Annotated in this window: 13 protein-coding genes and 1 riboswitch; of the genes, 7 read left to right on the forward strand and 6 right to left on the reverse strand. The window is 47.2% G+C overall.

The window, feature by feature from the left end; all coding sequences use genetic code 11:
* Positions 1 to 6 precede the first annotated feature (6 nt).
* Positions 7 to 1,338 (reverse strand): rubrerythrin, encoded by a 1,332-nt coding sequence (rbr, locus tag N774_RS19915; RefSeq protein WP_024859961.1) that lies wholly within the window; start codon positions 1,336 to 1,338, stop codon positions 7 to 9.
* A 192-nt stretch (positions 1,339 to 1,530) separates the two neighbouring features.
* A riboswitch (TPP riboswitch) is annotated at positions 1,531 to 1,634 on the forward strand.
* 295 nt (positions 1,635 to 1,929) lie between these two features.
* Between rbr and thiD the strand changes: the two genes are divergently transcribed.
* The 6 genes from thiD (at position 1,930) to N774_RS0103795 (ending at position 9,845) form a co-directional block, all read left to right on the forward strand.
* Entirely contained in the window at positions 1,930 to 2,736 is an 807-nt protein-coding gene (thiD, locus tag N774_RS0103770; RefSeq protein WP_024859962.1) for a bifunctional hydroxymethylpyrimidine kinase/phosphomethylpyrimidine kinase, read from the forward strand.
* Positions 2,736 to 3,929, forward strand: coding sequence for a putative hydroxymethylpyrimidine transporter CytX (gene cytX, locus N774_RS0103775; protein WP_024859963.1), 1,194 nt, complete (start codon positions 2,736 to 2,738; stop codon positions 3,927 to 3,929). The genes thiD and cytX overlap by 1 nt, the downstream gene beginning before the upstream one ends.
* Before the next feature lie 21 nt (positions 3,930 to 3,950).
* On the forward strand, positions 3,951 to 5,264 hold the full coding sequence (gene thiC / locus N774_RS0103780; protein WP_024859964.1) for a phosphomethylpyrimidine synthase ThiC: 1,314 nt from the start codon (positions 3,951 to 3,953) through the stop codon (positions 5,262 to 5,264).
* A 486-nt stretch (positions 5,265 to 5,750) separates the two neighbouring features.
* Positions 5,751 to 7,310 carry an NAD(P)/FAD-dependent oxidoreductase gene (locus N774_RS0103785; protein ID WP_024859965.1) on the forward strand — a complete coding sequence of 520 codons (1,560 nt, stop codon included), beginning with the start codon at positions 5,751 to 5,753 and terminating at the stop codon, positions 7,308 to 7,310.
* The gene (locus N774_RS0103790) at positions 7,310 to 7,786 is read left to right on the forward strand and encodes a GtrA family protein (protein ID WP_024859966.1); all 477 of its coding nucleotides are present in this window, start codon (positions 7,310 to 7,312) and stop codon (positions 7,784 to 7,786) included. Before N774_RS0103785 ends, N774_RS0103790 begins: the two co-directional genes overlap by 1 nt.
* 61 nt (positions 7,787 to 7,847) lie before the next feature.
* Positions 7,848 to 9,845 carry a hypothetical protein gene (locus tag N774_RS0103795; protein WP_024859967.1) on the forward strand — a complete coding sequence of 666 codons (1,998 nt, stop codon included), beginning with the start codon at positions 7,848 to 7,850 and terminating at the stop codon, positions 9,843 to 9,845.
* A 44-nt stretch (positions 9,846 to 9,889) separates the two neighbouring features.
* On the opposite strand, the gene N774_RS0103800 is transcribed toward N774_RS0103795, so the two are convergent.
* Positions 9,890 to 10,090, reverse strand: a complete 201-nt coding sequence (locus tag N774_RS0103800) for a DUF1858 domain-containing protein (protein ID WP_024859968.1) — start codon at positions 10,088 to 10,090, stop codon at positions 9,890 to 9,892.
* A gap of 125 nt (positions 10,091 to 10,215) precedes the next feature.
* Between N774_RS0103800 and N774_RS0103805 the strand changes: the two genes are divergently transcribed.
* Positions 10,216 to 10,767: a TetR/AcrR family transcriptional regulator gene (locus tag N774_RS0103805; protein WP_024859969.1), complete on the forward strand. Its 552-nt coding sequence runs from the start codon at positions 10,216 to 10,218 to the stop codon at positions 10,765 to 10,767.
* 36 nt (positions 10,768 to 10,803) lie between these two features.
* On the opposite strand, the gene N774_RS0103810 is transcribed toward N774_RS0103805, so the two are convergent.
* The 4 genes from N774_RS0103810 to N774_RS0103825 form a co-directional block, all read right to left on the reverse strand.
* The gene (locus N774_RS0103810; protein ID WP_024859970.1) at positions 10,804 to 11,550 is read right to left on the reverse strand and encodes an ABC transporter ATP-binding protein; all 747 of its coding nucleotides are present in this window, start codon (positions 11,548 to 11,550) and stop codon (positions 10,804 to 10,806) included.
* A 13-nt stretch (positions 11,551 to 11,563) separates the two neighbouring features.
* Positions 11,564 to 14,017: an ABC transporter permease gene (locus N774_RS0103815; protein ID WP_024859971.1), complete on the reverse strand. Its 2,454-nt coding sequence runs from the start codon at positions 14,015 to 14,017 to the stop codon at positions 11,564 to 11,566.
* Between the two features lie 3 nt (positions 14,018 to 14,020).
* Complete coding sequence (locus N774_RS0103820; protein WP_024859972.1) at positions 14,021 to 16,063, reverse strand: M13 family metallopeptidase; 2,043 nt, start codon at positions 16,061 to 16,063, stop codon at positions 14,021 to 14,023.
* 212 nt (positions 16,064 to 16,275) lie between these two features.
* Positions 16,276 to 17,412 (reverse strand): SLC13 family permease, encoded by a 1,137-nt coding sequence (locus tag N774_RS0103825; protein WP_080770418.1) that lies wholly within the window; start codon positions 17,410 to 17,412, stop codon positions 16,276 to 16,278.
* Positions 17,413 to 17,549 lie beyond the last annotated feature (137 nt).

The raw sequence follows: 17,549 nt of genomic DNA on the forward strand, positions 1-17,549 counted from the left end.
GTCACATCAATAGTTTTCCCTGCGCACCTCAAAATAGCTCTGCGGGTGGAAGCATACGGGACATACCTCGGGAGCCTCAGTGCCTATTACTATATGTCCGCAGTTTCGGCACTCCCACATGGTAACGCCGCTCTTTTTGAACACTTCCATAGCCTCAACGTTATGGAGCAGAGCGCGGTAACGCTCCTCATGATGCTTCTCGATAGCTCCTACGCCGCGGAACTGCTCCGCAAGGTCGTGGAAGCCCTCTTCGTCGGCTTCCTTAGCCATTCTTTCATACATGTCAGTCCACTCGAAGTTCTCGCCCTCGGCTGCATGGAGCAGATTCTCGGCAGTATCACCTATTCCGCCAAGCGCCTTGAACCACAGCTTTGCATGTTCCTTTTCGTTTTCGGCAGTTTGCAGGAACAGTGCAGCTATCTGCTCGTAACCGTTCTTCTTTGCAACGGAAGCATAGTATGTGTACTTGTTTCGCGCCTGCGATTCGCCTGCAAATGCTTCAAGAAGATTCTTCTCGGTCTTTGTGCCTGCATATTTGTTGCCGCCGCTGCTCTTGGCTGGTGCGGAGCTTATAAGCTCAAACTGGTCTGCACCAACTCCGCAGAGAGGACATTCAAAGTCCGCAGGGAGCTCGTCGCCGATGTACTCATAGCCGCAGACTGTACATCTCCATATAGTCTCGCCGCTGTCTGTCTTGCCAACGGGTACGGCGTCATTCTTGGTAACCTTTTCAAAATCTGCCTTGCCGTGCTTGCATATAGGACAGACAAAGTCGTCGGGCAGCTCCTCGCCAACGTACTCATAGCCGCAGATAACACATCTCCATATGGTCTGACCGTCGGGAGTCTTTCCAACTGCTTCGGGCTTTGGCTTGATATTGCTCTGGTAGTATTCATAGGTTGCGGAAGGAGTATCGCTGAGGACTTCCATATCCGTAACATCGGCTATGAACATTGTATGTGAGCCAAGGTCGATGCTGTGCCATACAGAGCATGATATAAAAGCATTAGTGCCCTTTGTTATGATAAGAGTGCCGTTTTCAGCACGTTTGCAGTCGGTGAAGTCCGCAAACTTGTCCACGTCGCGTCCCGACTGAAATCCGAAATGCTTGAAAAGCGAAAAGTCAGCATCGGTACCTATTACGGAAGCCGTGAATTTTCCTGTGTCCATTATCATATCGTGAGTATAGTTGGTCTTTGCAACAGTAAGGCTCACTCTGTTGGGAGATGAAGTCACCTGCGCAAGGGTATTTGTGATACAGCCGTTATCCTTGCCGTCACGATTGGCTGTAACGACGAATAGTCCGTAGCTTATTTTGTACATTGCTTTCTTGTCCATAGTAGATACCTCCAATTATATAAAAGTATATTTGCTGAGTAACCGCAGCATTTCATACTATAATTTTACCAAAACTTTTCTTGCATATCAAGTATATTTTGTAAACATTCATTCATTATCCCGAACTCCTGAAAATATTCTCCCGAAATCGGCTCCAAAAGCTTGCATTCAGCATTAAAGTGTGCTATAATATGACACGAAAAAGGGAGCTTGTGTAACAGGCTGAGAGGGAGTTCATAACTCCGACCTTACCTGATTTGGATAATGCCAACGTAGGGAAATACTTATGTAAGATAGGTGTGTCTCTCTGCGGGCACACCTTTTTATTTTCAAGCTCCGCTTGAAAAGTTGAGAGTTTTCTTGAGGAACGCCGAGGGCGGCGTTCCCTACAATGTGTCATTTGGAGTTTATGCGTAATTCGCGGACTGCCAAAGGCAGCCCCTACAATTTGACTTTCAACTCTCAATTCTCAACTCTCAACTTCGCAAAGCTTCGCTTTGCAAAGCGGGACATCGGGGGCACCACCTTGTCTCGCTATACAAAATTAATGCTGGGGCATAAGCCCGAAACCACTGCAAAGGAGAAATGAACATGAGAACAGCATTAACGATCGCAGGAAGCGACTCCTGCGGAGGCGCCGGCATTCAGGCGGACATGAAGACCATGACCATGAATGGTGTTTTCGCTATGAGCGCGATAACCGCTCTCACCGCACAGAACACGACCGGCGTAACAGGTATTATGGAGGTAACGCCTGAATTCTTAGCCATGCAGCTTGACGCTGTGTTTGCGGACATTCGTCCCGACGCAGTAAAGACAGGCATGGTATCCTCTGACAAGCTTATAAAAACTATCGCTGCAAAGCTCCGCGAATACAAGGCGGAGAACATCGTTGTGGACCCCGTTATGGTGGCTACAAGCGGCGCAAAGCTCATTGCCGACGAGGCCGTGGAAACTCTAAAAGCCGAGCTCCTTCTCATTGCGACTGTCGTAACCCCCAATATCCCCGAGGCTGAGATACTTGCGGATATGAAGATAACCTCACAGGACGACATGGTAAAGGCTGCTCAGATCATCGGCGAGAAATACAGCTGCGCCGTGCTCTGCAAGGGCGGTCACAGCCTCAGTGACGCTAACGACCTGCTCTGGAACAGCGGCAGCAAAAAATGGTTCAACGGCAAGCGCATAGATAACCCAAATACCCACGGTACGGGCTGTACCCTGTCAAGCGCTATCGCTTCCAATCTTGCAAAGGGCTTCACTCTTGAGAAGTCCGTGGAACGCGCAAAGGACTACATCTCGGGGGCTCTCGCAGCAATGCTTGACCTCGGTAAGGGCAGCGGTCCAATGAATCACGCCTTCGCTCTCTCGGGAGAGTTCGCAAAGGAGGCGGAATAATGGAACAGAAACGCACTTCCGTTTATGAAAACGGACTTATCTGGTTCGGCGCAGGTGTTTCCATTGCCGAGATAATCACAGGTACTTATTTCGCACCTCTCGGCTTCGGCAAGGGACTTCTCGCTGTTATAACCGGTCACATCATCGGCTGCGCTATGCTTTTCCTTGCAGGTCTTATCGGTGGAAAAGCCCGCAGAAGTGCTATGGAGACCGTTAAAATGAGCTTCGGCAGCAAGGGCGGTATCTTCTTCTCTATACTCAACGTGCTTCAGCTCGTTGGCTGGACTGCTATCATGATATACGACGGTGCACTTGCCGCAAACGGCATTTTCGGCGCAGGAAAATGGGTGTGGAGCCTTGTTATAGGCGGACTCATCATACTCTGGATACTCATCGGTATCAAGAACCTCGGAAAAATAAACACTGTTGCAATGGCTGCACTTTTCATACTAACCCTCATTCTCTGTAAGGTCATCTTCTTTGACGGCAGCGAGCTCCCCATATCCGAGGAGAGCATGAGCTTCGGCGCAGCTGTTGAGCTTTCCGTAGCAATGCCGCTTTCATGGCTGCCCCTTATCAGCGACTACACAAGAGAAGCCGAAAAGCCTGTGGCTGCTACAGCTGTCAGCGCTTTAGTCTACGGTATCATAAGCTGCTGGATGTATGCCATCGGCATGGGTGCGGCTATATTCACTGCCGAATCCGACATCGCTCAGATAATGGTTAAGGCAGGTCTCGGCATTGCAGGACTTCTTATCGTTGTATTCTCAACTGTTACAACTACATTCCTTGACGCATACTCTGCAGGTATCTCGGGCGAATCCATATTTGCCAAGCTCAAGGGCAAATGGGTGGCTGTTGCGGCTGCCGTTATAGGTACTGCCGGAGCCATACTCTTCCCCATGGACGACATCACAAACTTCCTCTATCTTATCGGCTCGGTATTTGCTCCCATGATAGCTGTTCAGATAGCGGACTACTTCATACTCAAAAAGGACAGCTCCGACAAGAGCTTTGACGTAATAAGCTGTATCGTATGGGTACTGGGCTTTGCGCTGTACAGATTCCTTATGACAAAGGATATCCCCGTGGGAAATACTCTCCCCGATATGGCTGTAACTATTGTATTATGCGTTGCTGCAAAGAAGATATTTGCAGGCAATACAAAATCACTGAAAGCAAAAACAGAATAACTACTTAACAGGAGAAATATAATGAGAAATTATCATACACAGATGGAAGCGGCTAAAAAGGGCATAATCACTCCCGAAATGGAAATTGTCGCTAAGAAGGAATATATCGGCGCTGAGGAGCTTCGCGCTCTGGTTGCAAAGGGAGAGGTTTGTATCCCCTGCAATATCAATCACAAATCCATATCCCCCGAGGGTATCGGTACCAAAATGCGCACAAAGATAAACGTGAACCTGGGTATCTCAGGCGACGCAAAGAACTACGACGTGGAAATGGAAAAGGTAGATATGGCGCTGAAATTCGGTGCTGAGGCTATCATGGACCTGTCCAACTACGGCAAGACCAACACATTCCGCAAGGCTCTTATCGAGAAGTCCCCCGCTATGATAGGAACTGTTCCTATGTACGACGCTATCGGCTACCTTGAAAAGGACCTCCTTGAAATAACCGCTGAGGACTTCCTCAGAGTTGTCCGTGCTCACGCAGAGGAGGGCGTTGATTTCATGACTATCCACGCAGGCATCAACCGCCGTGCTGTTGAGGCTTTCCGCAGAGAGGGACGCAAAATGAACATCGTTTCACGCGGCGGCTCCCTGCTCTTTGCATGGATGATGATGACAGGCAACGAGAACCCATTCTACGAGCATTACGATGAGGTGCTGGACATTCTGCGCGAGTATGACTGCACCATCTCCCTCGGTGACGCTCTCCGTCCCGGCTGTATCGACGACTCCACAGACGCAGGTCAGATCTCCGAGCTCATCGAGCTTGGCGCTCTCACCACAAGAGCATGGGAAAAGGACGTTCAGGTAATGGTAGAGGGTCCCGGACATATGGCTATGAACGAGATAGCTGCTAACATGAAGATACAGAAGCGTATCTGCCACAATGCTCCTTTCTACGTACTCGGACCTCTTGTTACCGACATATTCCCCGGATACGACCATATCACATCTGCTATCGGCGGAGCTATAGCTGCTGCCAGCGGTGCAGACTTCCTCTGCTATGTTACCCCTGCGGAGCATCTCCGTCTTCCCGATACCAATGACGTTAAGGAGGGGATCATCGCAAGCCTTATCGCTGCTCATGCTGCTGATATCGCAAAGGGGATCCCCCACGCCACAGACCGCGACAACGCTATGGCTGAGGCACGTCACGAAGTTGACTGGGAGAAGATGTTCGAGATAGCTGTTGACGGCGAAAAAGCAAGGGCTTACTTCGAGAGCACTCCCCCCGCCGACAGACACACCTGCTCAATGTGCGGCAAGATGTGTGCTGTAAGAACTACAAACATGATACTCAACGGCGAAAAGGTCGAATTCTGCACTGAGAAATAATATATCAACGGACGGAGCTTATCCGTCCGTTTTTTTGCCACTACAAAACGTATCATGTTAATGCTAATTTTAATGTAAGGCAGCCCTGCAGAGCTTTCATGTTATTTATTGCGTAAGGCATACACGGGCGGCGGAACGCCGCCCATACAATTATGAATCAAGCGGGCGAACACTGTTCGCCCCTACAAGCTAAGGGCTAACGGCTATTGGCTAAAGGCTGATTTTCGTACAGACGTACAAAATTAACTGTTCGTTTTTGTCAGACATGCACTGTAATTGATTTTATATTGCAAAATTTCATTGTTTCACTTGATTATTATTTTTATATATGGTATAATGTATTTTATAGTATGGCTATTTTTACTTATTTGAGTAAAAAATAAAAATTTCTCGCTGATGTGAGAGATTTATTCACAGCATACGTCTAATTATTATAAAGCATTTTTCGGAGCTTTCCGCTCCGTGGAAGGGAAAAGGTAATACATCATGAAAAAAGTCATTATCATCGGCGCAGGACCTGCAGGTCTTACTGCTGCATATGAGCTTCTCAGAGACGGCTCGGGCGAGTACGACGTCACCGTCCTCGAGGAAACTACCGCTATCGGCGGTATCTCCAAAACTGTAAACTACAAGGGCAACCGTATGGATATGGGCGGTCACCGCTTCTTCTCCAAGATACCCGAGGTAAATCAGTGGTGGAGCGAGATGCTCCCAATGCAGGGCTCGCCTTCATCGGACGACAAATATCTCAAGAGACATGTAAACGTTGAAGCAGGCGGCCCCGACCCTCAGAAGGAAAACCGCGTAATGCTCAAGAGACGCAGAGTTTCCCGTATCCTTTTCAACGATAAGTTCTACGATTACCCTGTATCACTGAAGCCCGAAACTATCAAGAACTTCGGTTTCCTTACAACTATGAAGGTAGGCTTCAGCTACCTGAAGGCTGCTATCCACAAGCGTCCCGAAACTAATCTTGAAAACTTCTACATCAACTGCTTCGGTAAGGAGCTCTACTCAATGTTCTTCGAGTACTACACCGAGAACCTCTGGGGCAGACACCCCAGCGAGATCGACGCTTCATGGGGCGCTCAGCGTACAAAGGGTCTGTCTATCGTAGGCATCATCAAGGACTTCTTCGGAAAGCTCTTCAAGGTAAAGAACCGTAAGGTAAATACTTCCCTTATCGAGGAGTTCAAGTACCCTAAGCTTGGTCCCGGACAGCTCTGGGAGGTTACAGCCGATGAGGTACAGAAGCTTGGCGGTCACATCATCATGGAGGCTGCTGTAAAGAAGCTCCACAAGAACTCAGACAATGTTCTCACAGGAGTTACTTATATCAAGGACGGTCAGGAGGTAGAGCTCAGCGGCGACTGCGTTATCTCCTCAATGCCTGTCAAGGATCTTGTTGCAGGCATGAACGACGTTCCCGAGGACGCTTCACGCATCGCAGCAGGTCTTCCCTACCGTGATTATATGACCCTCGGTGTTCTCGTTCCAAAGCTCAAGCTCAAGAACAAGACCACTATGAAGACCGTCGGCAATATCGTGCCTGACTGCTGGGTATACGTTCAGGACAGACGTGTTAAAATGGGTCGTTTCCAGATCTATAACAACTGGTCTCCTTACATGGTAAAGGATCTCGGTCATACCGTATGGCTAGGTCTTGAGTACTTCGTAACAGAGGGTGACAAGTTCTGGAACATGACTGAGGAACAGTTCTCAGACTTCTGCGTAAAGGAAATGGTAAAGCTTGGTCTTATCGACAGCGCAGACGAGGTAATCGATACCCACATGGAAAAGGTAAAGAAGGCTTATCCTGCTTACTTCGACACATACGAGGAAATGGACAAGCTCATCAGCTACCTTGATACTATCCCCAACCTCTACTGTGTAGGACGTAACGGTCAGCACAGATACAACAACATCGACCACTCAATGGTTACTTCATTCGAGGCTGTAAAGGCTATCAAGAGCGGCAGCTCCGACAAGTCTGCTATCTGGAACGTTAATACCGAAAAGGAATACCACGAGGAGAAGCAGAAGTAATGGACGAGATTAAGCAGATATTCCGCGACAAGCAGTTCAAGAAGCTGTTTGTGGGTGATACTGATAATACGCTGATACAGTTCTTCCGCTATCTTTTCGTCGGCGGACTTGCCACTGTTGTTGACTGGGGACTCTCATTCGTACTCTTTAAGTTCGTTTTCGGTGAGAGATTTGCTGTTGCAGCCAATTCCCTCTCATTCGTCGCAGGTCTCGTTGTCAACTACCTCATAAGCACATTCTGGATATTCAAGACCTCAAATGTCAAGAATAAACTGGTGGAATTCCTCGGCTTCGCTGCTATCGGCGTTGTGGGACTTCTTCTCACCATGGTGATAACATGGGGCTTCAAGGTATGGCTTGAGGACAAGACAAGCGCTTATCAGATGATCGCAAAGATAGTTTCAACTGCGGTATCATTCCTCTGGAATTTCTTCGCAAGAAAGATTCTCCTTTACACAAAAAAGGAAGAAAAATAAAATTTAAGGGCGGATAATATCCGCCCTTATAATTCTAAGCTACTTAAAGGAGCTGAAAACAATGTCAAAGAAAAACACTAACAGTGCCGCAGAGTCTGCCTCAGAGGCTGTTAAAAAGGCTTCCGAAACGGCTGAGGAGGTCAAAGCAGAGGCTGCCGAGACTGTTGAAGCCGCAAAAGAAGCTGCTGCGGATACTATTGACCTTACAGAAAATGCAGCAGAAGCTACAGAAAACGTGCTGGACCTTACCGAGGACTCCGATGATAATACCGAAGCCGAGGAAGCAAAAGCTGCTGACGAAGCTGCTGAAAAAACAGAAGAAAACGGCAACACTTCCGAAAAAGCTGACGAAAGTGAAAAAGCAGAGGAAGCTCCTGTTTCCATACGCGAGAAGTATCATTTTGACCTGCTCAGCAAGATAATCATCTGGGTAGTTGCCGCAGTCATCTTCATCGGAGCTGTATGGATAACGACCTACTATGTCACCACAGCTTCAAAGGCAGAGTTCCACGCCGACTGCACAGATACTATCATGTGGGCTAATGCCACTGCGGAAAGCGGTCATATGTACGATAAGGAGTTCAGCTACGCCTGCTTCCTGCCGTTCAGTACAAGCACTATCATGGTTCCCCTGCTCCATTTCTTCGGACTGTCCATGACTGCACATATCATTGGTATGATGTGCTTCTTCCTACTGCTGACGATATTCCTCGTATTCATGATACATGAGGTAACAGGCAGCTATCCCATATCCCTTGTGGGCACGGGCATATTCCTCTCCATAACACTCTCCACTCAGAAAATGAGAGAGATATTCTGGGGACATACCATATACTACAGTCTCGGTATCCTTTTCCTTGTAATAGGCGCGTTCATGTACTTCCGCTTCCTCACCGTGAGAGGAAAGTCCATAGCTCTGAAAAAAGAGGGAAAGAACAATAAAAAGACTGTTATCCACAAGCTCATCATCTTCCTCTGTATCTGCCTGTTCGTCCTCTTTACAGGTATGGACGGCATTACAGGCTTCACACTGTTCGCTCTCCCATTCGCAGGAGCTATCTTCGCCGAGCAGTTCGTGAACACAAAGTACAAGATCCTCAGCGGCAAGACTGCTCTTGTTGCTTTCAGATGTATCGTTTTCCTCATTATGGCTGTCATCGGAAACATGATAAACAACAAGCTCCTCGGTGACATGACAGCAGGCTATCAGGAAGCCAACTCAAACTTCTCTCCCATGGAGGAATGGCTGGAGCACTTCCATAATCTGCCGTTCGCATGGATGAGACTCCTTGGCGTCAAGAGCTTACAGTATGTCAAGTTTGCCAGCGAAGAGGGTATCCCAAACATGATATTCCTCATGGCTTCCATACTCATTGCTGTTATCCCAATAATCGCTACCTGCAATTACAAGAAGCTTGGCACCGACAGAAGAGCAAAGATGCTCCGTATATGGATATGGATGCACTGGGCTGTTACAGCCGTAAATATCATGGGCTATGTATTCGGCGTTCTCGCCGCAGCAGACTGGCGTATAATCCCTATGATAGGCACTTCCCTCATAGTGAGCATACTCTTCCTCTGCTGGTCCATCACCAAAAATGCAGACATTTCAAGGATAACCGTTATCCTCTTCGTTCCTATCTTTATGGCAGGCTATCTCCACTGCAATGACGTCAGAAAGATGAAGAAGGACGAATACAAGCGCTCAACTCAGTATATGCTTGCTGACTTCCTCGAGGACGAGGGCGTTTCAAAGGGCTACGCCACATTCTGGAACGCTAACTCGGTAACTGTTATCACAGGCGAGAGCATCAAGGTAAGCGACGTTGATGTAAGCGAAAGAGGCGTGTTCATGCGTCCTTATCAGTCATCAAAGACATGGTACGTTACTGACCCGCAGCAGGCTGAATACTTCCTGCTCCTTTCAAGCTATGAACTTGAACAGATGAATCTCTCTGACTTCCCGATCAATAACGAACCCATACGCACCGCTCAGAGAAACATCAACGGAACTGAATTCACACTGCTGGTATATGACCACAATATCGCAGCTCCATAAACGAAAAATGGCACCCGAAAGGGTGCCATTGATTTTATCTGATATTATTCAGCAAGCTTCTGATTGATAGCGTTTACAAGCTCGTCTGCGTTTACTCCGTGAACCATTGCAGCTTCCTCAATTGATTCGCCCTGTGATGCAGGACATCCGAGGCAGTGCATACCGATACTGAAAAGAATTGGTGATACGTCCTTGTCAAGCTGGAGAAGCTCGCCTATCTTTGTTTCCTTTGTAACCTGTGCCATACTTTGACCTCCGTTTTTTTATTCAGGGCTTGACAAATGTCCAGCCCGTTGTTATAATATTATCATAGTCTTTGACATTTGTCAAGGAGGTCACGTCAACTTTTACAAAGCGAGGTATTTTGTCCATGTATAAAGGCAGCAATAAATCCGCTCTGTTGTCTCAGAAGCTTATTTCCGATGCGCTTCTGCGGCTTCTCGAGTCAATGCCATTCAATGATATAAGCGTCAGCGACCTCTGCCGCGAAGCTCAGGTCTCCCGTCAGACGTTCTACTCCCTTTTCGGCACAAAGGAAAACGTGGTGATATATGAGCTCAGCCATAACTGCTGCTTTCTTCCCGACGAGAGTTCTCCCTCCTGTCATTCGGCGGCATTTCGCTCATTCTGCGAGGGCTACAGCAGATACATAGTGGCTAACAGCCATATCATCGAGCTCCTTGTGCGAAACGACATGATACATTTTCTCTATGATGTGCAGTACCGCTCTCTCCTTGAATGTGAGCATTTCATCGGTGACGTTTCCGACGACGACCGTGTATTCATCGTTGACTTCATAGCCAGCGGCATGAACAGTATTGCCAAGAACTATGTACTTCAGGGCAGCAAGGCGGACGTAGCCTTCCTCACAAAGCTTATGTTCAGCCTCTTCGGAGGCTTGTACTTCAAGAATTACAGATAAAAAAGGACACCCGAGAGTGTCCTTTCTTTTATGTATTTACTGTGAGTCAGCTGCTTCCTGTACCGGCGCAGCTGTCTGTGCTGGTGCTGCGGCAGCTGCCTCAGCCTCCTGCATATCGGTCCTGCCGTTTACGAGTTCAACAACTCTGTCACCGTATGATGCGCACTTGTGGGAATGTGTTACCTGTAGGATAGTTATACCCTTCTGCTTGTTTATCTCAGAGAACAGCTTCATTATCTCTGCGCCTGCATTTGAGTCAAGGTTACCTGTGGGCTCGTCTGCAAGTATTATCTCGGGATTGCCGATAACTGCTCTTGCGATAGCAACTCTCTGCTGCTGACCGCCCGAAAGCTCTGAGGGCTTTGCCTTGCGCTTTTCTGTAAGTCCTGTGATGCGGAGTATCTCGTCAAGCTGAGCTTTCATCTCAGCCTTGCTCTTGCCCTTTACACTTGACGGAAGCAGGATATTGTCCTCAACGTTCAGATTCTGAACAAGATTGTAGAACTGGAAAATAAAACCTATCTTGTCAAGTCTCATCTTTGAAAGGTCTTTCTCCTTCATCTTTGCAATGTCGTATCCGCATACATTGATATTGCCGTTGAAGTATCTGTCAAGTCCGCCTATGAGGTAAAGAAGCGTTGATTTACCGCTTCCCGATGCACCCATAAGTGATACGAACTCGCCCTTGCCTACGCTGAGGGAGGCACCCGACAATACCTTTGTCATGCTCTCGCCCTTGCCGAATGCTTTATATACATTATTTACTTCTATTACATTAGCCATTGTACTCTCTCCTTTATTCGTATTTCAGCTGTGAAACTACGTCCATTTTCTTCAGTGCTCTTATTGGGAAAAGTGATACCAGTGTGAATATGCCAAAGAGGAATATAGCATAGATCACGCACTTCGCAGCAGGTATCTGCAGCGGCATTACCTGTCCCAGTACGTCCATTATCCTTCCGAATATATAGGACATGAACATTCCCACAGGCACCGCGAAAAATAGGGCTGCTCCCGCTGAGATCATATTCTCGATAAGGAACATTTTTGAAAGCTTCTTTCGCGGCATAGCAACTGAGGTCATTACTGCGCACTCACGCTTTCTTCCCTCAAGTCCGATAAGCTGGTTGCTCACTACGCCGATGAAGGTAAGTCCAACGCCTATTATTATGAGCACATTGAGTATCAATGATATTGACGCTCTTGCGAGAGCCATATTAAGGTCGTATTCACTCTTGGTGTACGCTACCTGAACAAAATCAGCAGAATGATCCTGTATGGTCTTTTTGAGAGCCTTGGGGTCATCGCCCTTTACAAGCATAAATCCCGGGAAATCATTGTATAATTCCTTGTACACTTCCTCGCTTACGATAACGGAATTGCCTGTTGCTGCCATATAGTCTATCTTGACTTTTGCCTTTATGGTGAACTCTCTCTCTATGGGGAGATAGCCCTTTACGGAAAAGGTTATCTTTATCCTGTCGCCCTCGTTGAAGCCGTACTTCCTCATTAGCATCCTGTCTATGCAGACCTCGTCCTTTTCAAGGTGGTCAACGTCCACATCGTATGCCGAGAGAAGCTCTGCTTCATCGTTAAAGCCGTATACATAGCAGTCAACTTCCTCGTCGTTCAGCTTCAGGTTATCAAGGGTGTAGTAGAAGAACTCTACCTTTTCAGCGCCGTCAAGCTGCTCAACGTAGGATACCATGTCCGATTTGCAGCCGCCAAGCGCACATATAACATCACACTTGAAAGCTGCATGGTCGTACATGGAAGCAAGTGAATTCGAGAAAATGTAGATTACGATAGCAAGTGCAGCAGCTGTTACACAGAGTACCGAGCTTCCTACGGTGCTCTTTTTGTTGCCCGCTTCTACTGCTGCAAGGTGGGCAATGGGGAAACCAAGCTTTTCAAACAGTCCTGCAAGAAGCTTGGCAATGAAACGCTCCACATAGTTGAAAAGCATGGCAACGCCTGCAATGAAGCATACAAAGCAGGTCATATTGAGTACAAAGCTGTCCTTGAAGAAGAAAGAGACAACTGCAACTGCAAGGAGTATAACGCCCAGTACTGTAAATATCTTGCTTGGACGGTATTCCGTTTCCTTTGTGTTGAATATGATATCACGGATAGGAGTCTTTATAGCCTTTATAGCTTCCTTTATGGGGCACAGACACTCAATAAGCATCGCGCCGATGATAACTGCTGCGACAATGTAAGCCTTTGGCATCTCAACAGGGGGCTTGATAGCGTCTGCGTCGCCTATAACAAATGCATTGTCAAAGAAAGGCTTCTTGATAAGGCAGTATATGAGTACGCCGATGATACTTCCCAGCAGACCGTACATCGCGTTCTCGAACATGAGTGCAAAGGTGGTCTTTTTGGAAGAGATACCGAGGCTTCGGAATGTTCCTACCACTGACATCTTATCCACGATCATACGCTCCGATACGGAGATAGTAACGAATATTACAAGAAGCATACATACCGCAAAGAGAACCAAGAATAATCTCGTTACGCTCTTGATAGCGTCCTTGACCTCCTTGCTCTCAAGGAAATTGGTCACTTCTGCTGTAGGATACTTCTCCTTGAAGAACTTCTCGGCGTCGTCGACCTTGCTGTCGTCCTTGACATCGATGAGGACGTCTGTTATTTCAAGCTCGCCGCTGAGGGTGAGCTCCTTCATATCCTCAAGGCTGATAACAGCAAGCTCGCCGTTATTGAAGATACCCTGCTTCTTCTCGATGCTTCCTACTGTAAATTCCACAGGCTTGTCCTGCTCGCCGTGGAATACTATCTTGTCGCCCACCTTGTATCCGAATTCCTCTGCAAAGCTTTCTGCAATAGCAGCCTTCTTATCACCAAGCTTGGTATCACCAAGGAGAAGATTCATCTTCTTGGCTGTTTCGGGATCAAGTCCGAATACAGTAAGCTGTGAACGGTTTACATATGAGCTGTCGAAGTCTATGTGTCTGTCAAAAGCGCTTGCCATTACAGACATTTTCAGCACATTGCAGTCGGGAGCGCCGTCTGCAAAGCTGTCGTCTACAGGTGATTTGGTCTCTACCTCAATATCAGCCGTTCCCAGTGTATTGGAAACTACGCTCTTTATCATTCCGTTGAGGGAGCCGCTTATATCAAAGCTTATCATAGCAGTAAAGCTGCATATAGCAATGATGAGTATGAGCAGGAACGTTCTGAGCTTATGCGCCCATATATTCTTGAATAAATGCTTGAATATCAGTCTCATCGCTTACCACCTGCTTACCCTTTCCTCGGGAGCAACATACATTCCGTCGCCCTCTTTCAGATCGTACACCTCATTGAACTTCTTGTTTGAGGCAAGTACAGCATTTACTCTGGTCTTGGCAGGACTGTGGGGATCAAGCTTCAGCATGGAGATAGCATCGGTATCAACTTCCAGTGTACACCATGACTCAGCATAGCTCTTGAAGAGCTTTTTCAGCTCCTCCTCGTCATCGATGAGATTTGTAACACATTCGATACCGCTGAGGTCGGCATAGTTCTCGCCGTTGGTAAGCTCGCCGTCTACGTGGTAGACCTCCATAATGGTATAGTTGCTGTAATACTTTGAAAGTGCATCTGCACGCTCCTTCAGCACCTGTTTATCGGCCTCGTTTATCCAGCTCGGGTCGTACTTTCCGTCGGGATCGTAGTTTATGCAGGTAGAGTCAAAAGCATGACCTATCTCATGTCCAACTATGCTTCCGAGAGCACCGAGATTCTCGGCATTGTCACCGTTTGGATCAAACATGGGCTTCTGCATGATAGCAACTGTGATATTTATGCAGTTGGTGGGCAGGTACTGTGCATTGAAATCAGCCGCAGACATATCCACCTCGTCAAGGCTTACCTTTTCGGGAAGCTTGGCGATCTTGTCAGCAGTTTTCTTTTTCATTATATTGATAGTAGTTTCATAAAGATCAGCTCCTATGAGTTTTGCGTCCTTTGGATCCTGCTTATGTGGAGTAGGTGTGGTAAGAAGTCTTATACCGTGAAGCTTCTTCAAAAGATGCTTTCTTGTATCGGCAGTAAGCCAGTCAGCCTTGTTGATAAGGTCGTCGTAGCTGTCTATGATCTCATCGAAAAGGTCATGTATCCCCTTGTCAAGCTCGGGAGTATAATAACGCTCTGCATAGAGCTCGCTGACAGCAGTGCCGAGATTCATTTGCACTATCATTGCTGCAAGCTTATCTTCAGCTTCCTTGCTCTCGGGATTATAGTCCCTGAGAATATCGTTGCTCTCGGGGATATATGCGCCCATTTCCTTTAAATAGGACGCGAAGATATATGACCGCCATTTTTCAAGGTTTTCATCGGTTATAAGATCGTTGATAGCCTTGAGCTGGTCGGGATCGTATATGTATACACCGTCAGTCTTGTTTATTACGTCGCCGATGAACATCTCCACAACAGAGCCGTCAACATTGCTCATTATGCTGTCAAGATCAGCAAAGGAGGTCTTTTCTGTTGCGATCATCTTTTCAAGAGTCATGCTGTTCTCGGTATCTGTGGCGTTGGCAATATCTATAGCAAGATATACCATCTGCTTGCCCTTTTCGTCGGCAGTCTCATAGTCATCGCCCATTACTCTGTGCATATCCCTTGCAATATTGTTTGCGGCAGTACAGTTCTTTGAAAGCTCCTTGATCTTCTTCATAGAGGTGCCAAGGAAAGTATCAAGGCTGTAAAGCTCGATACAGTAGCGTGTTCCGTCATGGTAGTCTCTTGCAATATTGAAATTGAACACAGACTGAGCACCGTAGTTGCGGACAAGGTCGCCCCATATCACAAAGAGCTCCTGAATATCCTTGGCGGCAAGTATCCTGTCGCAGTTGCCCATTATCTCGTTTACAACGGCATCGCATTCCTTGTAGTCAATAGCCTGCCTGTAAAGGTCATGGATAAGCTGTTCGTTGGAACCGTCAGGAAATTTCTCATTGGAATTTCCTATTTCCTTTATCATGTCCTCAATGACATCGTTGACACTTTCACCTGCAAAACGTGATGCAGCCGATTCACCGTATGGTATCTCCATGTTCATCAGCGCATCATAGTTGATGTAGTCGTAAAAGTCGTCCTGAGGGCGTCTTTCCGTATCCTTGCTGTCCGACTTTTCCCCGTCGGATTTTTCGTCTTTTGCTCCGTCAGAATCCCCTGCTTCTGTTTTACTGCTGCCTGACGAATCATCATTAGCCTGCATAGTGCAGCCGCAGACATTCACTGACAGCATTCCCGCAAGCAAGAGCGAGAGCAGCTTGTGTTTTTTCTGCATTTTCATCCTCCAATAATTATTGCCACATATAAATATCATATACAGCAATACTAATTATACATCATACCGCGGCAAATGTCAATTATTACACACCATTTTTTGCCACGCGAATGTATATATACATTATACACATTAACAACATATTTGTCAAGCCTTTAACAAAAAAAAAATCAAAAAAACGGGAAACCCTTTGAGTTTCCCGTCAGATACTGTTAAATATGAGCTATCAGGAGCTGCGTTCCAAGCAGGATCACCAGAAGCGTAATGTTGACCAGTGTAAATACCTTCATATAACGTCCCGTGTGAGCCCTCTCCGAGCCGCGGTATATCTGGAATGCGATGAGGCTTGCCATGGACGCTATGATAGTTCCGAAGCCGCCTATGTCCACACCGAGAAGAAGCTGTGTGCCGTTATCCGTAAACTCTGCAAGCATCACAGCCGCAGGCACGTTGCTAATGAGCTGTGACAGCAGCGCAGAGACTATAAGCTCCCTGCCTGTGAGTATATTGGAAAAGAAGTCGCTGACAGCTCCCACACGGGCGATATTTCCCACAAAGACAAAGAAGCACACAAAGGTGGCAAGAAGTATGTAATCCACTTTAAGAAGCAGCTTCACGTCGCAAATCAGCGCAGCCGCTATTGCGGCTATAAGACAAACCCAGTCGGGTACGAGCCTGAATACAGCTGCTATGCACAGTAAAAATACTCCGAAATATACGGCAGTCTTTATGACAGGTATCTTCTTGTCCGTGCGCTTGGGAGCTTCGCATTTATCCTTAGGCAGAAACAGCGTCATAAGCAGCACAAGCGCAAGTCCCAGTGCTCCTACAGGAAGCATGGTCCTGATGAAGGTCATAGCTGTAAGTCCGTATTTATCATAGAGGAAAAGATTCTGAGGATTGCCTACGGGCGTCATCATGCTGCCCAGATTGGCTGCCGCTGATTCAAGAACTATTGTCAGTATAAGGCTCCTGTCGTCGTCTATCCCGCTGTAGATAAGCATGGTCAGGGGTACGAACGTAATGAGCGCCACATCGTTGGTGACCAGCATGGCACTGAAAAAGCATATGAGTATCATTACTGCTCCAAGCTTGCGTATGTTACCCGTTTTTTGCAGTATGAACCGCGTTGCCGCATCAAATATGCCTATACTCCGCAGCCCTGCTACAGCTGCCATAAGCGCGAAAAGCTCAATAAGCACTGTCCTGTTGCAGTAGCCCATGTACTCCTTGTCGGGTGGCACGATAAACATTGTAGCCACTGCCAGTATGAATGCGATGACCAGTACGGGCTGCGCCTTTATAAACTTCCAGACCTTCTCCATAAAACCGTCCTTCCAAATTTTCATGCCTACTGATTATACCACTTTTTTCGACGGACGTCAACAATTTATTAAGCCTTTAGCCGTTAGCCCTTAGCTGTAGGGGCTGCCTTTGGCAGTCCGTGTCTTATAAAGAAGCAAAATGCAGGGACGGATTTTATCCG

The sequence above is a fragment of the Ruminococcus flavefaciens AE3010 genome (assembly GCF_000526795.1).
Classification (GTDB): Bacteria; Bacillota; Clostridia; order Oscillospirales; family Ruminococcaceae; genus Ruminococcus; species Ruminococcus flavefaciens_D.

Excerpts from the sequence above, each read along its gene's own strand:
- rbr (WP_024859961.1), bottom strand. The coding sequence starts at position 1,338 with ATGGACAAGAAAGCAATGTACAAAATAAGCTACGGACTATTCGTCGTT.
- thiD (WP_024859962.1), top strand. The coding sequence starts at position 1,930 with ATGAGAACAGCATTAACGATCGCAGGAAGCGACTCCTGCGGAGGCGCC.
- cytX (WP_024859963.1), top strand. The coding sequence starts at position 2,736 with ATGGAACAGAAACGCACTTCCGTTTATGAAAACGGACTTATCTGGTTC.
- thiC (WP_024859964.1), top strand. The coding sequence starts at position 3,951 with ATGAGAAATTATCATACACAGATGGAAGCGGCTAAAAAGGGCATAATC.
- N774_RS0103785 (WP_024859965.1), top strand. The coding sequence starts at position 5,751 with ATGAAAAAAGTCATTATCATCGGCGCAGGACCTGCAGGTCTTACTGCT.
- N774_RS0103790 (WP_024859966.1), top strand. The coding sequence starts at position 7,310 with ATGGACGAGATTAAGCAGATATTCCGCGACAAGCAGTTCAAGAAGCTG.
- N774_RS0103795 (WP_024859967.1), top strand. The coding sequence starts at position 7,848 with ATGTCAAAGAAAAACACTAACAGTGCCGCAGAGTCTGCCTCAGAGGCT.
- N774_RS0103800 (WP_024859968.1), bottom strand. The coding sequence starts at position 10,090 with ATGGCACAGGTTACAAAGGAAACAAAGATAGGCGAGCTTCTCCAGCTT.
- N774_RS0103805 (WP_024859969.1), top strand. The coding sequence starts at position 10,216 with ATGTATAAAGGCAGCAATAAATCCGCTCTGTTGTCTCAGAAGCTTATT.
- N774_RS0103810 (WP_024859970.1), bottom strand. The coding sequence starts at position 11,550 with ATGGCTAATGTAATAGAAGTAAATAATGTATATAAAGCATTCGGCAAG.
- N774_RS0103815 (WP_024859971.1), bottom strand. The coding sequence starts at position 14,017 with ATGAGACTGATATTCAAGCATTTATTCAAGAATATATGGGCGCATAAG.
- N774_RS0103820 (WP_024859972.1), bottom strand. The coding sequence starts at position 16,063 with ATGCAGAAAAAACACAAGCTGCTCTCGCTCTTGCTTGCGGGAATGCTG.
- N774_RS0103825 (WP_080770418.1), bottom strand. The coding sequence starts at position 17,412 with ATGAAAATTTGGAAGGACGGTTTTATGGAGAAGGTCTGGAAGTTTATA.